Origin of the sequence: Sinomonas notoginsengisoli, from assembly GCF_021554725.1 — a bacterium.
Lineage (GTDB): Bacteria > Actinomycetota > Actinomycetes > Actinomycetales > Micrococcaceae > Sinomonas > Sinomonas notoginsengisoli.
On record NZ_JAIZDP010000017.1, the window covers coordinates 1 to 18,014 of the forward strand.

At 69.2% G+C, this 18,014-nt stretch carries 14 protein-coding genes; 3 read left to right on the plus strand and 11 right to left on the minus strand.

Annotated elements, in window-relative coordinates; translation table 11 throughout:
- Nucleotides 1-103: 103 nt before the first annotated feature.
- The 9 genes from LF262_RS16265 to LF262_RS16305 all read right to left on the minus strand — a co-directional run bounded on the left by LF262_RS16265 (nt 104) and on the right by LF262_RS16305 (nt 12,758).
- Nucleotides 104-826, minus strand: coding sequence for an aspartate/glutamate racemase family protein (locus LF262_RS16265; protein WP_235781453.1), 723 nt, complete (start codon nt 824-826; stop codon nt 104-106).
- 111 nt (nt 827-937) lie between these two features.
- Nucleotides 938-2,473: an NCS1 family nucleobase:cation symporter-1 gene (locus LF262_RS16270; protein ID WP_235781454.1), complete on the minus strand. Its 1,536-nt coding sequence runs from the start codon at nt 2,471-2,473 to the stop codon at nt 938-940.
- Nucleotides 2,474-2,822: 349 nt separating this feature from the next.
- Nucleotides 2,823-3,497 carry a LysM peptidoglycan-binding domain-containing protein gene (locus tag LF262_RS16275; RefSeq protein WP_235781455.1) on the minus strand — a complete coding sequence of 225 codons (675 nt, stop codon included), beginning with the start codon at nt 3,495-3,497 and terminating at the stop codon, nt 2,823-2,825.
- Nucleotides 3,498-3,792: 295 nt separating this feature from the next.
- Nucleotides 3,793-7,155: a DEAD/DEAH box helicase gene (locus LF262_RS16280; RefSeq protein WP_235781456.1), complete on the minus strand. Its 3,363-nt coding sequence runs from the start codon at nt 7,153-7,155 to the stop codon at nt 3,793-3,795.
- Nucleotides 7,156-7,217: 62 nt separating this feature from the next.
- Complete coding sequence (locus LF262_RS16285) at nt 7,218-8,090, minus strand: hypothetical protein (protein ID WP_235781457.1); 873 nt, start codon at nt 8,088-8,090, stop codon at nt 7,218-7,220.
- Entirely contained in the window at nt 8,087-8,716 is a 630-nt protein-coding gene (locus LF262_RS16290; RefSeq protein WP_235781458.1) for a DUF6318 family protein, read from the minus strand. The genes LF262_RS16285 and LF262_RS16290 overlap by 4 nt, the downstream gene beginning before the upstream one ends.
- A 69-nt stretch (nt 8,717-8,785) precedes the next feature.
- Nucleotides 8,786-10,165 carry a UDP-glucose dehydrogenase family protein gene (locus tag LF262_RS16295; protein ID WP_235781459.1) on the minus strand — a complete coding sequence of 460 codons (1,380 nt, stop codon included), beginning with the start codon at nt 10,163-10,165 and terminating at the stop codon, nt 8,786-8,788.
- A gap of 19 nt (nt 10,166-10,184) precedes the next feature.
- Nucleotides 10,185-11,357 carry a glycosyltransferase family 4 protein gene (locus LF262_RS16300; protein ID WP_235781460.1) on the minus strand — a complete coding sequence of 391 codons (1,173 nt, stop codon included), beginning with the start codon at nt 11,355-11,357 and terminating at the stop codon, nt 10,185-10,187.
- A 204-nt stretch (nt 11,358-11,561) separates the two neighbouring features.
- Entirely contained in the window at nt 11,562-12,758 is a 1,197-nt protein-coding gene (locus LF262_RS16305; protein WP_235781461.1) for an MFS transporter, read from the minus strand.
- Nucleotides 12,759-12,888: 130 nt separating this feature from the next.
- On the opposite strand from LF262_RS16305, the gene LF262_RS16310 reads away from it, so the two are divergent.
- Genes LF262_RS16310 through purN form a run of 3 tightly spaced genes read left to right on the plus strand, consistent with a single transcriptional unit; the run spans nt 12,889 to nt 16,022 of the window.
- Nucleotides 12,889-14,043 (plus strand): oxidoreductase, encoded by a 1,155-nt coding sequence (locus LF262_RS16310; RefSeq protein WP_235781462.1) that lies wholly within the window; start codon nt 12,889-12,891, stop codon nt 14,041-14,043.
- Between the two features lie 56 nt (nt 14,044-14,099).
- Complete coding sequence (locus LF262_RS16315; protein WP_235781478.1) at nt 14,100-15,410, plus strand: cell division protein PerM; 1,311 nt, start codon at nt 14,100-14,102, stop codon at nt 15,408-15,410.
- 27 nt (nt 15,411-15,437) lie between these two features.
- Entirely contained in the window at nt 15,438-16,022 is a 585-nt protein-coding gene (gene purN / locus LF262_RS16320; protein ID WP_235781463.1) for a phosphoribosylglycinamide formyltransferase, read from the plus strand.
- Between the two features lie 82 nt (nt 16,023-16,104).
- Here purN and LF262_RS16325 read toward each other — a convergent pair whose 3' ends face one another.
- Nucleotides 16,105-16,578, minus strand: coding sequence for an SRPBCC family protein (locus LF262_RS16325; protein WP_235781464.1), 474 nt, complete (start codon nt 16,576-16,578; stop codon nt 16,105-16,107).
- Nucleotides 16,579-16,650: 72 nt separating this feature from the next.
- Nucleotides 16,651-18,003, minus strand: coding sequence for an MFS transporter (locus LF262_RS16330; RefSeq protein ID WP_235781465.1), 1,353 nt, complete (start codon nt 18,001-18,003; stop codon nt 16,651-16,653).
- Nucleotides 18,004-18,014: the final 11 nt, after the last annotated feature.

Here is an 18,014-nt window from a genome sequence, read left to right on the forward strand (position 1 = left end):
TGGTACTGCACCGGCGTCGTTCTGTGGCGGTTCCTGCACCCTAGGCACGGCCGTCAGAGAGGGTCAAGGGTTGTCGCGCCCCGGCGGGTGGGGATCGTGTGGCTCACGCTCTGATCGGCCAGCCGGTGACCTTCTTGGGCCGCGGGTCCGCGTACGTGCGGACCTTGGACGTGCTCAGCCCGAGCCGGACCAGTCCCTCCGCGACGGCGACCGCGGCGGCCACGCCGTCGACCACGGGAACGCCGCAGCGCTCGCGGATCTGTGCGTCGAGCCCGCTCATGCCGCCGCAGCCGAGCAGGATCACCTCGGCCTTGTCGTCCCGGACTGCGGCCTCCGCTTGGCCGACGATCTCCTTCACCGCGCGCTCGGGATCCTGCTCGAGCTCGAGCACGCCGAGGCCCGAGGCGCGCACCGAGGCGCAGCGCGCGTCGAGCCCAGCGAGCTTGAGCCGGTCCTCGATGAGTGACACCGCCCGGTCGAGGGTCGTGACCACTGAGTACTTATGGCCGAGGTACATTGCGGTGGACGCAGCTGCCTCGGTGATGTCCACGACCGGCACACTCAGCAGTTCCTGGAGCCCCTCGCGGCCGTGCTCGCCGTAGCCGGCCTGGACCACGGCATCGAACTCGCCCTCGTAGGTGGTCACGGCGTCCATGACGGCGATCGCGGCGAGGTAGGACTCGAAGTTGCCCTCGCACGACTCCGGCCCGAACCTCGGGGTGATGCCCACGATCTCGGTGCCCGGCGAGGCGGCGGCGCGGGCGGCCTCCGCGATCGAGTCGGTCATGGACCGCGTGGTGTTGACGTTGGCGACGAGGATGCGCATGGGATTCCTTGGTTGGTGGCGGAGCCGGTGGTGAGGCACCCACGGCGGGCGGGCCGGCTTTGGGGGCCAGCCCGCCGCCGTCGTATGCAGGTCGATTCAGCGAGCGCCGCGTCAGTGGACGGCCGGGACGGCGATCGGCTCGCCGTCGACGTCCTCGAACGAGCGCGTGCGGTCGGAGAGGACGTAGAAGTTCACCGCCGCGATGCCGGCGCCGAAGAACCATGAGAACGAGCTCAGCGGAGCGAGGACCGGGATGAAGGCAATCGCGAGGGCCACTGCCGCAGCCGGGACCAGGGCTGCGATGGCCTTGGGGTTGATGCCCTTGGCGTAGTGGTAGGCGCCCTGGGCTGACTCCGAGTAGAGCTCCGGGACGTTGACCTTCCCGCGGCGGACCAGCCAGTAGTCGGCCATGATGACGCCGAACAGGGGGCCAAGGAGCGCGCCGAGGCCACCGAGGAAGTACACGATCACCACGGGGTTGTTGTAGAGGTTCCACGGCAGGATCACGAGGCCGATCACGGCCGAGACGAGCGCAGCGCGGCGGAAGTTGAGCCGCCGGGGGAAGAGGTTGGTGAGCGCGTAGGTCGGGGCGACGAAGTTGGCCATGAGGTTCACCGCGATGGTCAGGACCAGGAGGGCAAGGGACGCCGCGGCGAGGAGGAACGTGTTCGGGATCGAGGCGACGACGTCGGAGGGGCTCTCGATGATGTGGCCGTTGATCTTGAACTGGGCGCCGGCAAGCACCACGGTGATGGCACCGAAGAGGAGCATGTTGACGGGGATCCCCCAGAAGTTTCCCTTGACGATCGACTTCTTGGTGCGAGCCGAGCGGGTGAAGTCGCAGAAGTTCAGGACGAACGTGCCGTAGATCGAGACCCACAGGGCGCCGCCGCCGAGGATGTGCAGCCACATGGCGCCGCCCGAGAGGTCCTTGCCGGTGCTCCACGCGATGTCGAAGCCTGCCTGGGCGAACATCCAGACGGCCAGGGCGAGCATCGTGGCCAGGATGATGGGGCCTGCGAACGCCTCGTACTTGCGGATCATCTCCATGCCGTAGGAGACAATCACGACTTGGACGATCCACAGGCCGACGAAGGCCATCCAGCCGAGCGGGGACAGGCCCAGGATCTGCCCGTCGTCGAGCGGCTTGAGCCCTGGCGCCACGGCAATGAGGAGCACGCGCAGCACGACGGAAGCGAGATAGGTCTGGATGCCGAACCACGCGATCGCGACGGCACCGCGGATGAGGGCGGCGATCTGGGCCCCGTGGATGCCGAACGCGATGCGGCTCATGACGGGGAATGGGACTCCCGTCTTCTGTCCCATGAAACCAGAGAGGTTCAGGAGGGCGAACAGCAGCACGGCGCCGACTCCGAGGGCGGCGAGGACCTGCCAGCCGCCGAGGCCGAGGGCAAACAACCCGATCGCGAAGGCGTAGTTGCCGAGGCTATGGACGTCATTGGCCCACAGCGTGAAGATGCTGTAGGCCGTCCAGCTGCGGCCCTCGCGCTTGGTCGGCGCGAGGTCACGGTTGTAGAGGCGCGTACTCAGGCCGGCTGGCACGCGAGCCTCACGGTGCCTGGCCTCGGTGTGGGGCACGTCTTCAGTGTCCAGCGTTTGGACTGCGGTGTCCTGTGTGCTGTTCATAGGAGGAACTCTCTGGGATGGGGACAGGTGAGGCGCGCAACGATTTGTATGTTCCGCCGGCTTGGTGGTGAAGGCCGGGCGGCGCAGCCACACGTGTGGCCTGCGGTGCGAGTCTCGGGTTTGTGACCCACGTCTCGCTATCTGGTATTCCAAATGTAAATCTTTGGTATCCCGATGGCAAGAGTTGGAGAGTATCCGTATCGCCCAATTCCGGGGACGCCGAACGCCGCACCCGCGTGCGCAGCTATGCTGCGCGTCGCGGATGCGGCGCCTAGGGCTGGGCTGGGCCTCAGGGGGGCAAGGCCCAGAACCTGCCCGGGGGGGCCGGCGCTGTGGCCGGACGTGCTCGTCAGGCCGGGAGGTGGAGGACCTGGCCCGGGAAGATGAGGTTCGGGTTGGAAATGATGTTGGCATTCGCGTCCGCAAGGGCTGCCCAGCCGCCCTTGACGCCGAGCTTCTGGGCGATCTGGCTCAGGGTGTCGCCAGCCACGACCGTGTAGGTCTGGCCGCTGACCTCGGCCGGCGCGGCGTGGCGGGCCGGGGCCGGCTGGGCCGGGGCCGGCTTGGCCGGGGCCTGCTGGACCGGGGCCTGCTGGACCGGGGCCGGCTTGGCCGGGGCCTGCTGGACGGGGGCCGACTGGACCTGGACGGGCGTCGGGTTGGCGCCAGAGGTGCCATAGAGGCCGAGCTTGGCCGAGCAGGCGGGCCATGCGCCCCAGCCCTGGCCGGCGAGGACGCGCTCGGCAACGGCGATCTGCTGGTCGCGGGTCGCGGTCGTCGGCGAGCCGGTGCCGCCATAGGCGGCCCAGGTGCTCGGGGTGAACTGGAGGCCGCCGGAGAAGCCATTGCCGGTGTTGATGGACCAGTTGCCACCGGACTCGCACTGGGCGAGCGCGTCCCACGTGGCGCCGGAGGCGGCGTTCGCCGCCGGTGCGCCGAGGGCGGCGGCACTGAGAGCGGCGCCGGAGGCGGCAACGAGGGCGAGAGAACGGCGTGCGGCAGTAAGGGTAATCTTCTTCTTCATAAGAGTCTCTAAGATGCTCGGGGCTCCACCGGCACTAGCTCCGTCCCCGGAGCTTTGCATGCGCCGCCGGCCCCTGACGGCTCGAAGGTCAGGTCTTGGTGTCTGCGCAAACGGCGGCGAACGGTGGACGGCAGCACCCGGCATATTTGGCCAACGGCCTCTGGGCCGTCAAGCTTTGTGCGCTCGCGCGGTTTCGGCGGGCGGGGTTCGTTATCGAACCGATACCTACCGTAGGGTATTAATCCTCTGTTGCCAAATCGTGATCGTTTCTCGTGTCGCTGGATGCTCCCGGTCCCTACCCGAGGAGGCCCCGGACGTCGTCCGCCGTGAGGGTCGAGGAAAACATCGCGTCGTCGTCCATCACGGAGGAAAAGAGCACGGCCTTCTTGTCCTTCAGCTCCATGACCTTCTCTTCGATCGTGCCCTTCGCGACGAGGCGGTACGTCATGACCCGCCGGGTCTGGCCGATCCGGTGTGCGCGGTCCACGGCCTGCGCTTCGGCCGCCGGATTCCACCAAGGATCGAGGAGGAAGCAGTAGTCGGCCTCGGTGAGGTTGAGCCCGAAGCCGCCCGCCTTGAGCGAGATGAGGAAGACCGGCGCCTCGCCCTCCTTGAACCGCGAGACGACCTGCCCCCGCCGGCGCGTGGCCCCGTCGAGGTACTCGTACGCGACGCCCGCCGCCTCCAGCCTCTGGGCCGCCTTCTTGAGGAAGGACGTGAACTGGCTGAACACGAGCGCCCGGTGGCCCTCCGCCACGACGTCGTCGAGCTGCTCGAGGAGAGCGTCGAGCTTCGCCGGGGACACGCCGTCGTGCGCCACGTCCACCAGGGAGGGATCCAGCGCCATGAGCCGCAGCAGGGTGAGCGAGCGGAAGACGATGAAACGGTTCCGGTCCAGGTCCTCGACGAGGCCGAGCACCTTCTCCCGCTCGCGCTGGAGGTACTGCTGGTAGAGCTTGCGATGCCTCGGATCGAGCTCGACGTCGAGCCGCTGCTCGAGCTTCTCCGGCAGCTCGGTCGCGACCGCTTCCTTGGTGCGGCGCAGCATGAGCGGACGCACACGACGCCGGAGCCTGGCGAGGCGATCGGCGTCGCCGCTCTTCTCGATCGGCTTGGCGAAGTCCTGCCCGAAGTGGTTCGCTGCCGGGAACAGGCCGGGCGCCACGATGGCGAACAGGGACCACAGCTCCATGAGGTTGTTCTCGAGTGGCGTGCCGGTGAGGGCGAGTTTGAACGGGACCTCAAGGTCACGCGCGCACTGGTGGGCCTTCGTGGCGCGGTTCTTGAGGAACTGGGCCTCGTCCATGATCAGGCCCGCCCACGGCAGGTCCCCATACGCCTCGTAGTCCAGGCGGAAGAGGGCGTAGCTGGTCACCATGATGTCGGCCCCCCGCGCTGACTCCACGATGGGTGTCCCCGACTTGCCCTGGGTGTCCGTGAGCGCCACCGTGCGCAGGCCGGGCGCGAACCGCGCGGCCTCGACCTCCCAGTTGGCCACGACCGACGTGGGCGCAACGACGAGGAACGGCGGCTTTGGGGCGCCCGGCGGATGGGCCGAGTCGGAACCCCGCACATGCAGGATCAGCGCGAGGGTCTGGAGTGTCTTGCCCAGGCCCATGTCATCGGCCAGGACACCGCCGAGCCCGTGGCGGTGCAGGAATGCGAGCCACTGGAAGCCCTCGTCCTGATAGGGCCGCAGGGTTGCGTTGAGCCCGCGGGGCACGGGCACCCTGTCCAGGGCGTGCGGGTCCAGGAGGCCCGAGACCGTCTGCTTCCACCGGGGCGGCTCGACGGTCTCGGCAGCAAGCTCGGCAATCTCGTCCCACAGCCCGGCCTGGTACACGCTGAGCCGCGGCTGCTTCTTCGACGACCGCCCGTCGGCGCGCCATTCTCGGAGCTCGTGGGATTCGTCGATGATCCGCTTGAGGCGCTGGATCTCCGGGGTGTCGATACGGAACCAGGTCTTGTCCGGCATGAGTACCTTGTCCCGGCCGCGGGCCAGGGCCTTGAAGACATCCTGGAACGGGATGCTGCGGCCGCCGAGTGTGACCATGAGGCCCAGGTCGAACCAGTCGTTCTTGTCCGACTCGACCGCGCTGAGCACGAGCTGCGGCGTGCCCTCCAGACGGCGGTAGTCCGGCTTCGTCCCCTCGATCCGGACCGTGACGCCCTCGAGCTTCTCCAACGCGGGCAGGGTGCGCCCCGCCACGTCCGCGGTGTCGAGGTCCTCGAGCCTGGCGGGGCCGATGCGCTGTCCGCGCAGCGGGCTGTCGGCGAGGACCTCTGTGATGCGCACCAGCGTGGCCTCCTCTGCCGGCTCGTCACGGCGGAGGGCCTCGTTCGGCGACGGCACCAGCGATAGCCGCCGCGCGGCGTCGCCCGTCCGGTACTCCCAGTGCCACGCGAGCCGCAGCACGTCTTCGGGCTGAAACGTCGCCGTGAGCACGAGCAGGGGAGGATCGATCGGCGGGAGGTGCGCGGCGTCGTCCGCCGTGATGGTGACCGACCGCGCTAGGTCGGGATAGAACTCGGCGAGGAACGCGTTCCGATCTGCGGCGGGGATCTCAACCCCCTCGGGCACGCCGAGCAGGGCGCGCTCGCGTTCTCCGAGGTGGGACGCTGCCCTGGCGAGGACGATGAGCTCCTTGTGCTCGCCAGTGCGCACGACGGCGTACGCACCGTGGTCTCCGATCGTCCCCGCCCGCTCGGTCGGCAGGGGGACGCCGTCAACGGCGAGGGTGGGCACGAGGCGGAGGGCGCCGCGGTCGTCTCCGGGGAGCGCATCGAGTCCGATGGCAGCGGTGCCCTCGGCAACGGTGACGTCGGTGCTCTTCGCGGCGCCCAGGAGTTCGACCCCGATCTGCCCGGCTGCGTCCAGGAGCGTCCACAGGAGTGGGCTCGTGAACTCGTCGAGGTAGAGCCACGGGTCATTGCCGTTCCAGTAGCCTGAGCCCGTCCCGAGCCGGAGGGCCTGCAGCTCCCGCAGGAGCTCGTAGTGCGGGGTGTAGAAGTCGCCGATGGGGTCCGGGCGGCCGAACCTGCTCCACGAGATGTCGCCGCGCAGCCAGCGTCCCGTCGCCGGGTTGAACTCGACGGGCCGCATGCCGAGCCGGTGCTCGCCGCGGCGTGTCCGTGAGCGGGACCGGGCGAAGCGGCCGCCGAGCCTCGATTCGAGATCTCGCAGCTCGAACTGGAGTCCCAGCCGGCCCGCACGCCCAAACTGTCGCTCGTCCGCTTGGCTGATGATGCGGCGGAGCTCGCCCTTCCAGACGGGCTCCGAGGCGCGGGCAGCGTTGTTCCTCGCAGCGTCAGACCGCAGGCGCTGGGCGTTGGCAGTGAGGACGACGGCCGCCATGTGCTTGCAGTCCGCCGTCACCGGGCACGTGCACCAGCCGCCGGCGTATCGGTAGGTGCCCTGGTGCAGTTGCAGGTAGACGCCTACCTCGTACGGCTCGTCTTCGCTTCCGCTCACCTGAGCCGTGAGCTCTGTGATTTCGGGGTGCCACGCGAGGTACTCGACCCGCCCGTCGCGGGCGTAGGCCTGTGCGCGGGCCATGGCAGCCGGCCCCACACGGGTGACCATCCCGGCGATGTCCACGAGCGGCGGGGCAGCGTCCCCGCCATCCATCTGCGGGCCTGCGAGCGGGGTGGATGCCATGGATTCATCGTCCCACGCGTGGCTGACAGTCCTGGCCGGCGGGGACTAGGGATGATGGCCTGCTACCCGCAGCCTGCGCCGCTTGGGTTGACGTTGCAGTCGTCGGCGTAGAGCTTGACCTCCGAGCGCCAGACGCTGAGGGTCTTCGGGTCACTCGGCACCTGAGCAGTCCCGGCGATGGGCTGGAATGGTCCGCCGTCCACGGAGAACTCGCCCGTGAAGACTGTAGTGAGGCCGATGGCGAAGTCTCCGGTCCCGGTGAAGACATGGCTCGTGACGGTCTTGTCGCCCCACCGCAGCTCCGGGATCGGGCCGCCCGGGAAGCGGGTGACGAGGCTCGTGCCGTCGCCATAAGTCCAGCGGTACTCACTCGGCTTGACTTTGATGTCGACTCTTCGCCGGAGGATGTCAATGGCGAATGACTGGTCGGCCGGGTCAGCGAAGATGTTGGTCTCCGCGCCCTTGAGCGTGTGCCGGCCTGGCTGCGCGCCGAGCGCGGGGGCCTTGATCGGCAGTTCACGCAACTGCTTCTCGGTGACTGCAATGACGACGTCTCCCGGCCGTTCCGGGGGCTTTCCCGGATAGAGGCAGGCCTGTTCGAGCCTCTGCCAATCGGCTCCCGGATTGCGAATATCCATCCGCTCCCAGACCACCATGATCCCGTCGGGCTCGGCGTTGCAGCGGCTATTCAGGGCAGCGCAGGTTCTCGAATTGAGTGTGTCTGTGCCGGTGGCACATGCGGGGGCGTAGGAATAGGTGTAGACCTCAGCGACGCCTTCGACCTTTGGAAACGTAAATGCAATGGTTCCATCCTGAGATCCGTTGATGACCACTGACTTTTGTCCGAACCGACCGTCTTCGCTATTCGCGGGCGTGGCTGCTGTAACAGGCGTAAAAACCAGCAAAGAAGCGAATCCCGCGATAATCCTTTTCACGCGTTGCCCGCTTGGGCCGCGACCCAGGATCCTTGCTGAAAGACAGCGTACATGGCGCGCGGAGTATCGTTGCTCTTTGATGGGCGCGCGGTGGCGAGGGAGCCGTCAGCATGAAAGTCGGCTGAAGATGACTCGCCTATCAAGTAATAGCCTACTGCTTGGCCCAGTGGGTCCAGCTTCAAGTCTGAATGGAACGAATTCACTTTCCAAGTCGTCGGGATAGTCCAATTCCCTCGAGCATTGGATTGCTGGGCCTCGTCGGCGAAGCCGTTGCAGATCTTGCAGTCCGGCTTGGACACCGCCTTGAGCGGCCCGGTGTCTCCGGTCTCGAGCGCGTATGTCACGGTGTCGAACCAGTACTGCGTGAAGGCAGCGAATCCAGCCTCCGTGTTCTCCTTCGCAGCCGCCGGGAGCTCCGGCTTCGGGATGTTGCGGGCTGGCCCTGTGGAGCTGGCTGGGGTGGGCCGGGTGTCGACCGACGGTGTAGATGCTGCCGTTTCGGGCGCAGCTGCGGGCGAGCCGCCAGCGTCCGCCCCGGCCCCACCCCCGCAGGCGGACAGGCCGAGCACGCAGGCCAGGGCGAGGACGGGCAGGGCAGAGCGTAGTGTGCGGCGGCGAATCGCCATTGACATCCCCCGAGGTCGTTGGTGTGCCGCCGTAGGGCGACGTCTCTTCGGCAGTCTACAAGCTTGTGACTACCCCAGTTGCAAGTTATCCACAGGCAGATTCTTGCCCGCTGGCTGCCCGACGCGCTCGCGCACAAGATCGCCGGTGCCCAGCCCGTACAGCGTCCAGCCGGCCATGCGCCATGCCTCTCCGTCGAGGACGTTGCGCGCGTCGACGATCACCGTCCGCCGGACCAGTGACGCGGCCTCGAACGGGTTCAGCGCGCGGAACTCGGGCCATTCCGTCAGCAGGAGCACGAGCTCGGCCCCCTCCAGGGCGGCCGGCACGGAGGACTCGAACTGCATCTGCGGGTAGCGCATCCACGCGTTGTTGATGGCCTTTGGGTCGCTCACCACCACGTGGGCGCCGGCCTCGGCGAGCCGTACCGCGACGTCGAGCGCGGGGGAGTCCCGGATGTCATCGGTGTCCGGCTTGAAGGCGGCGCCCAACACCGCAACGCGGCGCCCGGCGAGCATGCCGCCGCACAGGTCCGCGGCGAGCGCCGCCACGCGCCCGCGCTGGCCCACGTTGATGGAGTCCACGAGGCCCATCCACGCATCCACGGAATCCACCGCGAGCTCGCGGGCCTGCGCGCGGAAGGACCGGATGTCCTTGGGCAGGCAGCCTCCGCCAAACCCGAGGCCTGCTGCGAGGTACCGCTGGCCGATCCGGGGATCGAGCCCCATCGCGGCGGAGAGCTGGGTGACGTCGGCCCCCGCGGCGTCGCACAGCTCGGCCATGGCGTTGATGTAGGAGAGCTTCGTGGCGAGGAACGCGTTCGCGGCGGACTTGATCAGCTCAGACGTCGCGAAGTTGCATACGATCCGAGGAACCCCCGCGTGCAGGAGGGGAGCGTAGACCTCGTCGAGCGTGCGCACCGCTTGCGAGCTGGCGTCGTCGTCCGCGTCCACCCCGTAGACGAGGCGGTCCGGCACGAGGGAGTCCTTCACAGCGGTCCCCTGCCGCAGGAACTCAGGGTTCCACGCGAGGTCCACGTCGGCGCCCCCGAGCCACTCCCGGACCCGGTGCACCGTTCCCACGGGAACCGTGGACTTGCCCACGACGGCGGCCCCCGCCTTTGCGCGCACGGCCACGGAGCGGGTGGCCGCCTCGAGATAGGTCAGGTCTGCAACGTCGCTCGTCTTGGACTGCGGGGTCCCGACGCACAGGAAGTGCACGTCGCAGTCGGCCACGCGGTCCATGTCCGTGGAGAAGGAGAGCCGTCCGGATCCGCGCCCGTCAGCGAGCAGGTCCTCGAGGCCGGGTTCGAAGAACGGCGCGAAGCCGCGCGCAAGATGCCCAACCTTCTCGGCGTCCGTGTCGATGCCCACCACATCGTGGCCCATCGACGCGAGGGTCGCGGCATGCACCGCTCCGAGGTAGCCGCAGCCGATGACGGAGATCTTCATGGTGTCCCTTTCGTTGAGGTCAGCCCGCGTTGGTTTCGACACCGCGCAATCCGCGCTGCGAGATGACGTCTTCGTAGTGGCCGACGAGCTCTTCGCAGATCGCTCGCCACGAGCGGCCTTGGACGCTCTGCCACGCGGCGTCGGCGAATGCGGCCCGCGTGGCGTCGTCGTCCAGGAGCTCCTGGACGAACCGGCGCAGCTGCCCCAGATCGCCGGGCGTGTAGAGCCAGCCGGTTCGCCCGTTCTCGACCAGGTCGAGGGGCCCACCTCGACCAGTGGCGACCACCGGCACTCGGCACGCCATGGCCTCCTGGATGGTCTGGCAGAATGTCTCGAACTCGCCCGGGTGGACGAACAGGTCGAAGCTGGCGAGAAGCCGGGGGAGGTCGTCCCCGCTCTGGAAGCCGGCGAAATGCGCGTCGGGCAGCTGCGCCTCGAGCTGCGCGCGCAGCGGCCCGTCGCCCACGATCACGAGCCGGGTTCCCGGCAGTCCGCTGAGCACCGTCAGGTCCTCGACCTGCTTCTCGACGGCGAGTCGGCCCACGTAGCCGATGATCTTGACCGGGGAGCCGTCGGGGTTCCTTCCCGCCACGGCCTCCCGCCAGGCTTCGTCGCGCTTCGCCGGACTGAACCGGGCAGTGTCCACGCCGCGCCGCCACATCTCGATCCGGGGAATCCCGTGCTGCCGCAGCTGCTCCACGGCGAAGGTCGAGGGGGCGAGGGTGCGGTCCGCGAGCCTGTGGATGTTCTCGACCCGCTGCCACGCCCAGTTCTCGAGGAATGGCACCCCGTACCTGGCCGCGTAGCCCGGCACCTCAGTCTGGTAGATGGCGACCGTGGGGAGATGCAGCCGGTGGGCGGCACGCACGCCGCGCCAGCCTAGCTCGAACGGGGAGGCCAGGTGCACCACGTCCGGCCTGAACTCCCGAAGGATCCGCTTGACCTTGGGCACGGCGCCGAAGGCGACCCGGACGTGCGGGTAGCCGGCCATCGGGAAGGCAGGCATGCGAACCACGCGCGCGCCGCCTACGTTCTCGGTCACTGGGAACACGCCGCTTGCGCCCTCGCCCGAGGGGGCGATCACGAGGATGTCGTCACCGCGCTCCTGGAGATGGTCGAGGATCCGCAGGATGGAGTGCGTCACCCCGTTCATCTGCGGCAGGAACGACTCGGCAACAATCGCGATCCTCACGCCTCAACCATCCTGTGACCATTTGACGCAAGGGCAGAGAGGGCGTGACGCGCCGGGGAAGCCTAAGTTAACGGCAGGAGCCCGTGGCGCCCCTTCAGCGCGCGTGGAATGGCGCGCGACGCCGCGTGGAATGGCGCACGACGCCGCGCGGCCAGGGCCGGATCTCCGGTCACCGCGGGAGGGGACGCCCCCAGCGGGGCCGGTTCAGTCCGGGCGCCGAGTGGAGCCGGGCGGGGCCATGAGCCCGGCGAGGGCGACGGCGGCGGCAAGCGAGGCCAGTCCCCAGCCCAGCCCCGCACCCGAGGCGACGGCTCCGACGAGGAGCGGCCCGCCGGCGTCGCCTGCCTCACGGCCTAGCTCAGCGGTGCCCATGGTGCGGCCCATGCGCTCGGCGGGGGTCGCGTCTGCGAGGTGGGCGAACGCGAGCGGCGTTGCGGTTCCGATCCCCGCGCCGACGAGGAGCGCCGAGACGTAGACGCCCACGGCCGCGAGCGGCCCTTGGGCGACCGGGACGAGGGCCGCGATGAGGGCCCCCAGGATGATCCCGGCCAGACCGGCCAGGATCCCTCGGCGGTCAGTGATGCGTCCGGAGTCGCGGAGCCTGCCGATCCGGGGCTGGATGATCGAGGACGCGAGGGCCAGGACGGTCACGGCAGCCACCGCGGCAGCCGTGGGCAGGCCGGTGTGGGCCGCGAGGGCGGGCAGGAAGCCCACAGCCGCGCCGAGGGACCCGGTCGCGGCAGCCAGGACGATCGTGGGCCCGAGGAACGAGCGCTCGCCCAACTGGCGAGCGAGGTCGGTGACTGTGTAGCGCGGGCGGGGAAGGGGCTCGAGCCGGGGCATCTTGACGGCCACCCACACCGCCACGCCGATCCCCAGAAGCGCGAGAACTGCGAAGAGGACGGGGAAGCCGCCTAGGAAGAGTGCGCCGGCGCCGAGCAGCGGCCCGATGGCGTACCCGAGCCCCTTCCACGAGCCGTACCGGCCGAAGTACCGCCCCGTCAGCTCTCCCGCGAGGCGTGCCACGCTTGCTGAGGAGGCCGGCGAGAAGGCCGAGGCCGCGGCGCCCTGACCGAGCCGAGCCACCGCCAGCGTCCAGGGTGCCTGCACGGCAAGGCCCACCACGGAGGCGAGCGCGAACGCGACGAGCCCTCCCACGACCACCGGCTTGGGCCCGATCCTGTCTGACAGCGAGCCGAAGACGGGCTTGAGGAACACCTCGGCGAGGTCGTACAGGGCCAGGAGCAGGCCCAGGGTGAGCAGGTCGAGCCCGATCTGGCCGCTCTCCGCGCCCAGGCCTGCAGCGATGCTGTGCGCGCCGAATGCTGTGGTGAATCCCGCCGCATACAGGGGCGCGACGGCGCGCGCCGGGGGAGCGGGCGCGGCAGCGGGGCGGGTCACGGCTCGAGTCTATGCCGGGGCGCGGGCCGGGGGCCGGGGCTGCTCGGTCCGCAGCAGCGGGCAAGTGTGAGCTGCATCATATGTACGGCGGGAGGGAATGCGCCGCCCGCTCAGACGGGTTGCCGTGAACATGACGATTCAGGACGCTCCAGGCACCCCCGCCGATGCCGCCGCTTCAGAGATCGCCGGCCTCTTCACGCCGTTCGACCTCGGGCCCCTTCGCCTGCCGAACCGCTTCGTGATGGCGCCGATGACCCGCGAGTTTTCGCCGGACGGCGTGGTGACGGACGACGTCGTGGGCTACTACGCGCGCCGCGCTGCGGCCGGCGTCGGGCTCATCATCACGGAGGGGACGTACGTCTCCGAGGACTCCGGCCCGAGCACGCGCGTGCCGCGACTTTTCGGCGAGGACCAGCTCGCGGCGTGGGAGCGGCTCGTCGCGGAGGTCCACACGTCCGGCGGCCGCATCATCCCCCAGCTGTGGCACCTCGGCGCGGCCCGCGGGGACCACTCCACGTTCAACCCAGGGCTCCCAAGCCTGAGTCCCTCGGGCATCGCACCCAACGGGAGGGAACGAGGCAGGGCCGCCACCGTCAAGGAGCTCGCGCGGATCCGGGACGACTTCGCCCGTGCCGCGGCGGCCGCCCAGGAGGCTGGGTTCGACGGCGTCGAGCTGCACGGCGCCCACGGCTACCTGCTTGACCAGTTCCTGTGGGCGGACACCAACAAGCGTACCGACCACTACGGCGGCTCGCTCGAGGCCAGGCTCCGCTTCCCGGCGGAGGTCGTCGCCGCTGTGCGCGCCGCAGTCGGGCCAGGTTTCCCGGTGATCTTCCGGTTCTCACAGTGGAAGTCCGGCAATTACGGCGCCCGCATCGCCGAGACCCCGGAAGAGCTCGGGGTCATCCTGCACACCCTCGCCGACGCCGGTGCCTCCGCCTTCCACCCCTCGACTCGGCGCCACTGGGAGCCGGCCTACCCCGAGGCCCAGGCCGATTCACATCTCGGGCTCGCGGGGTGGACCAAGAAGGTCTCGGGCCTGCCTGTCATCACGGTCGGTTCAGTTGGCCTCGACAATGAGTTCGAGGTCACCTGGCAGGAGGGCGGGCGGTCCGGGATCCGCGGGCTTGGCGCGCTCCTCGGCCAGTTCGCCCGCGGCGAGTTCGACCTCGTCGCACTGGGCCGCGTGCTCCTGTCCGATCCCGCGTGGGTCGCCAAGGTCCGGGACGGGCGCACCGACGAGATTCACCCGTTCAGCGCGGAGGACCGTCACCGCCTGTCCTGACGGCGACCGGTGCGCCTGGCCCGCGAGGAGCCGCGGCCGTGGCAGAGTGGATGGCGATGAAACTCCGCTCCGACCAATCCGGACTCCGGGGCCTGCCCATGCCTCTGTGGCTCCAGGGGGTCGCGGAGGCAGTCCAGGCCATCGTGATCTCCGCAGCCCTGGCCATAGCCCCCATCGTCGCTGTGTGGGCGATGGGTGGCCTCGGCCCCTGGGCGCCCGAGGACGTGGCGCGGCTCGCCGGGCAGGCCTGGCTCCTCGCGCACGGTGTCCCGCTGGAGCTGAACATGACATCGGGCACGCGGGATGCGGCCGTGCCGGTCCTGGGAACGCTGTCCTTCGTTCCGCTCGGGCTCACCGTCATCCCAGTGCTCCTCGCGTGGCGGGCAGGACGCCGGCTGGCCAGGGCCTCCTACGCGGACACCTTGTGGCAGGGGCTCGCCGGCGCAGGGGGCGCCTATGCGGCGTTCGCGTTCGCGACCGCATTTATCTGCCGTACCCCCCAGGTCGGCGTGGCCATGCTGGCCGCGACGCTCATCCCACTCGTTCCGGTGGGCCTCGGCCTCGTGGTCGGCGCGCGCCGCGAGGCGGGGTCGTGGACGAGGCTCATCGGGGTGGACGCGGTTGACTGGATCTCCCGCACCGGTCAGTACTCGCGTTGGGCAGGAAGCTATGCCTGGGCCGTCGTGCGCGCAGGCTTCGTGGCGCTCATGAGCGCGCTTGCCCTGTCATCCGCACTGCTCGCGGGAGACCTGCTCGGCCACTGGGCCGAGGCCGTCACCGTGTACGAGGCAGTTGGGGCGGACGCCGTAGGAGGCGGCGCGATGACGCTTGCGCAGCTCGGCTACCTCCCGAATCTGGCCGTGTGGACGCTCGGCTGGGCCTCCGGCGCCGGGGTGACGCTGGGCACCGGCTCGACGGCAGGGGCACTGGCGACCGCGGTGGGCCCGCTGCCACCCGTCCCTGTACTCGCGGCAATCCCCGCCGGGCCGCTCCTGTATTCGCCAGCCGCGCTGGTCGTCCCCGTCCTCGCCGGCCTCGTGGCCGGCTGGTGGTTCGTGCGCGAGGGCGAGGACCATTTCGACGAGTGGCTGGCGATCAAGGTCCGCGCACGCTGGTTCTCGGCACCCATCTCGGCGCTGTTGCTCGGGGTCCTGGTCGGCGTCGTCGTGGGCGCGCTCGCCGGCTGCCTCGCATGGCTCACGAGTGGATCCGTCGGAGTGGGACGGTTCACCGAGCTCGGGGTGAGTCCGGCCTGGATGTTCGTGTGGGTCGGCGCCGAGGCCGCTGTGGGCGCATGCATCGGCTACGCCCTCGGTCCGTGGCTCGAGCGTTCACGGGCCGAGAAGGCCGAGCTGGCAGACGCTTGACCGGCCCGCGCCGGTAAGGTGGACGCCATGCGCATCGTGGTCCTCGTCTCCGGCACAGGCTCCAACCTCCAGGCCGTCATCGACGCCGTCACGGCGGGCGATCTCGAGATCGAGATCGCTGCTGTTGGCGCCGACCGCGAGGGCACCTACGGCATCGAGCGCTCCGACGAGGCCGGCATCGAGACGTTCGTCCTGAACTTCAACTCGTTTTCCACGCGTGAAGAGTGGGACGCAGCGCTCGCGGACAAGGTCGCCTCCTACGGTCCGGACGTTGTCGTCTCAAGCGGCTTCATGCGGATCGTGAGCCCTGAGTTCATCGAACGCTTCGGAGGCCGTTACCTCAATACCCACCCCGCGCTCCTGCCCGCGTTCCCTGGCGCCCACGGCGTGCGCGACGCCCTCGAGTACGGAGTCAAGGTCACCGGCTGCACCGTCCACTGGGCTGACGCTGGTGTGGACACCGGTCCCATCATCGCCCAAGAATCCGTCGCGATAGCGGACGGCGAGGACGAGGAGTCCCTGCACGAGCGCATCAAGGTCGTCGAGCGTCGCCTGCTCATCGACGTGCTGCGCCAGCTCGCCTCGGGCGAACTCAAGACCCCGGTCGCCTGAACCTGCGGACCTCATCACAGCGCACGACGGCGCGTGCCCGACTGAGCGGGGCACGCGCCGTCATTCGCGCGATGCACAGGGGTCAGAACGTCTCGCCTGTCTGGGGCCCGCTGTCCACGTCGCCACGCCACCCACCGGTGGCGCCGTGTGACTCGACGAATTCCTTGAACTTCTTCAGATCGCTCTTCACCTGGGCCTTGTCAGCACCGAACGCGGCACCGATCTTCTCGGTCGCTGAGTCCGGATTCCACTGGAACTCGACCTCGACGCGGGTCTCGGTATCGCTGAGCCGGTGGAACGTGACAGCGCCGGCATGGTCCACGCCGTCGGTGCTCTTCCACGCGACCCGCTCATCGGGGTGCTGCTCCGTGATCACCGTAGTGAATTGGCGCTCCTGCCCGGCCACCTTGGTGGTCCAGTGCAGATGTGTGTCGTCCTGCTGGACGATCGATTCGACTCCGCCCATGAACTGCGGGAAGGATTCGAACTGCGTCCACTGGTTGTACGCCGTCGATACGGGAACCATGACGTCGATGGCTTCTTGCACGGTGGACATGCAGTGCTCCTTTGGTTCGGGTGTTAATTGGACGTGCAGCCGATACCCTCGCGCGTCCGGCCCAAACACGCCTCAGTCGAGCGAGCGCTGACGGGTTTCCGGGGCCGATGCCGCCATCCACAGCACGGAGAGGAGCACGAGGGACCCTGCTAGGGCGAACGAGGCAGCCAGGCCGAGGGTCGGCCACAACCACGCCGCGAACACGAGGGGCCCCACGCCCGCGCCGATCCGCGAGAAGGTGGAGGCCCAGCCGAATCCGGACCCCCGCAGCTCCGTCGGGTAGAGCTCGGAGACGTAGGCATACAGCACGGGGATGGCAACCTGGACTACGAACCCGAAGGCGAGGAGCCAGGCCACCGCAGCTGCGGGCACGTCCACCGCCCAGACGACCACCACGAGGGTCACGGCCGAGAGCGGGCCGGTGACGGCGAGTATCCACTTCCTGCCCGCGCGCTCTACGAGCAGCGCCGCGGCCACGACGCCCAGAAGGCCCACGGCAGCCATGCCGGCGGTGGTGAGGAAGGCCCTGTATTCGGCGAATCCGGCGCCGATGAGGATCCTAGGCATCCAGGTCAGGGCGAGGTAGTAGACGAGGAGGATGCTGAAGAACAGGGCCCATGCCACGCCGGTGACCTTCCAGTCGAATCGCCACACGCGCGCGAGCTGTTCCAGCCAGCTCCCGGCTGAGAGTCTGGGAACCTCGTGCGGGGCGGCGAGGCGGTAGTCCACGGCCTCGGCGCCCGTCCGCCGAACGAGCGAGTCGATGACGGCCCGGGCCTCGGCCTCCCGCCCCTTGCGGATGAGGAACAGCGGCGATTCCGGCACGCCGCGGCGGACCCAGAAGACGAGCAGGGCGGGCAGCACCATCACCAGCAGGGGCAGGCGCCAGTCGGCGAACTCCCCGACGAGCCATGCGGAGACCACCCCGCAGAGTGCGGCCCCCAGGGGCCACCACCCGTCCATGGCGGTGAGCACGCGACCGCGTTGCCGGCTGGGGGTGAACTCGCCGACGAGGGCGTAGTCCACGGGCACGCACCCGCCGAGCCCGAATCCGGCGAGGAAGCGAAACACGCTGAACCAGAGGATGTCGGGGCTCAGCGCGCCGGCGAGGGTGAAGACCGAGAAGATGAGCAGGGTGGCCGAGAAGGCCGCTTTGCGGCCCACGGTGTCCGCGATGGTTCCCCACGCGAACGCCCCGACGGCCATGCCGATGAGGTTGGCCGTGCCGATCGATCCGGCTTGGGCCGGCTCAAGGCTCCAGTGTGCGGAGAGCAGAGGAATGAGGACACCGTTGAGTGTCACGTCCCAGGCATCGAACATGAAGCCGAGGCCGCCGACCAGAAAGATGCGGCCCTGGACGTTCCAGCGCCAGGGAAGGCCTTGGACCACAAAATCGCCTGTGGGCAGGGCGGTGGAGGTGCTCACAGGAGAACTCT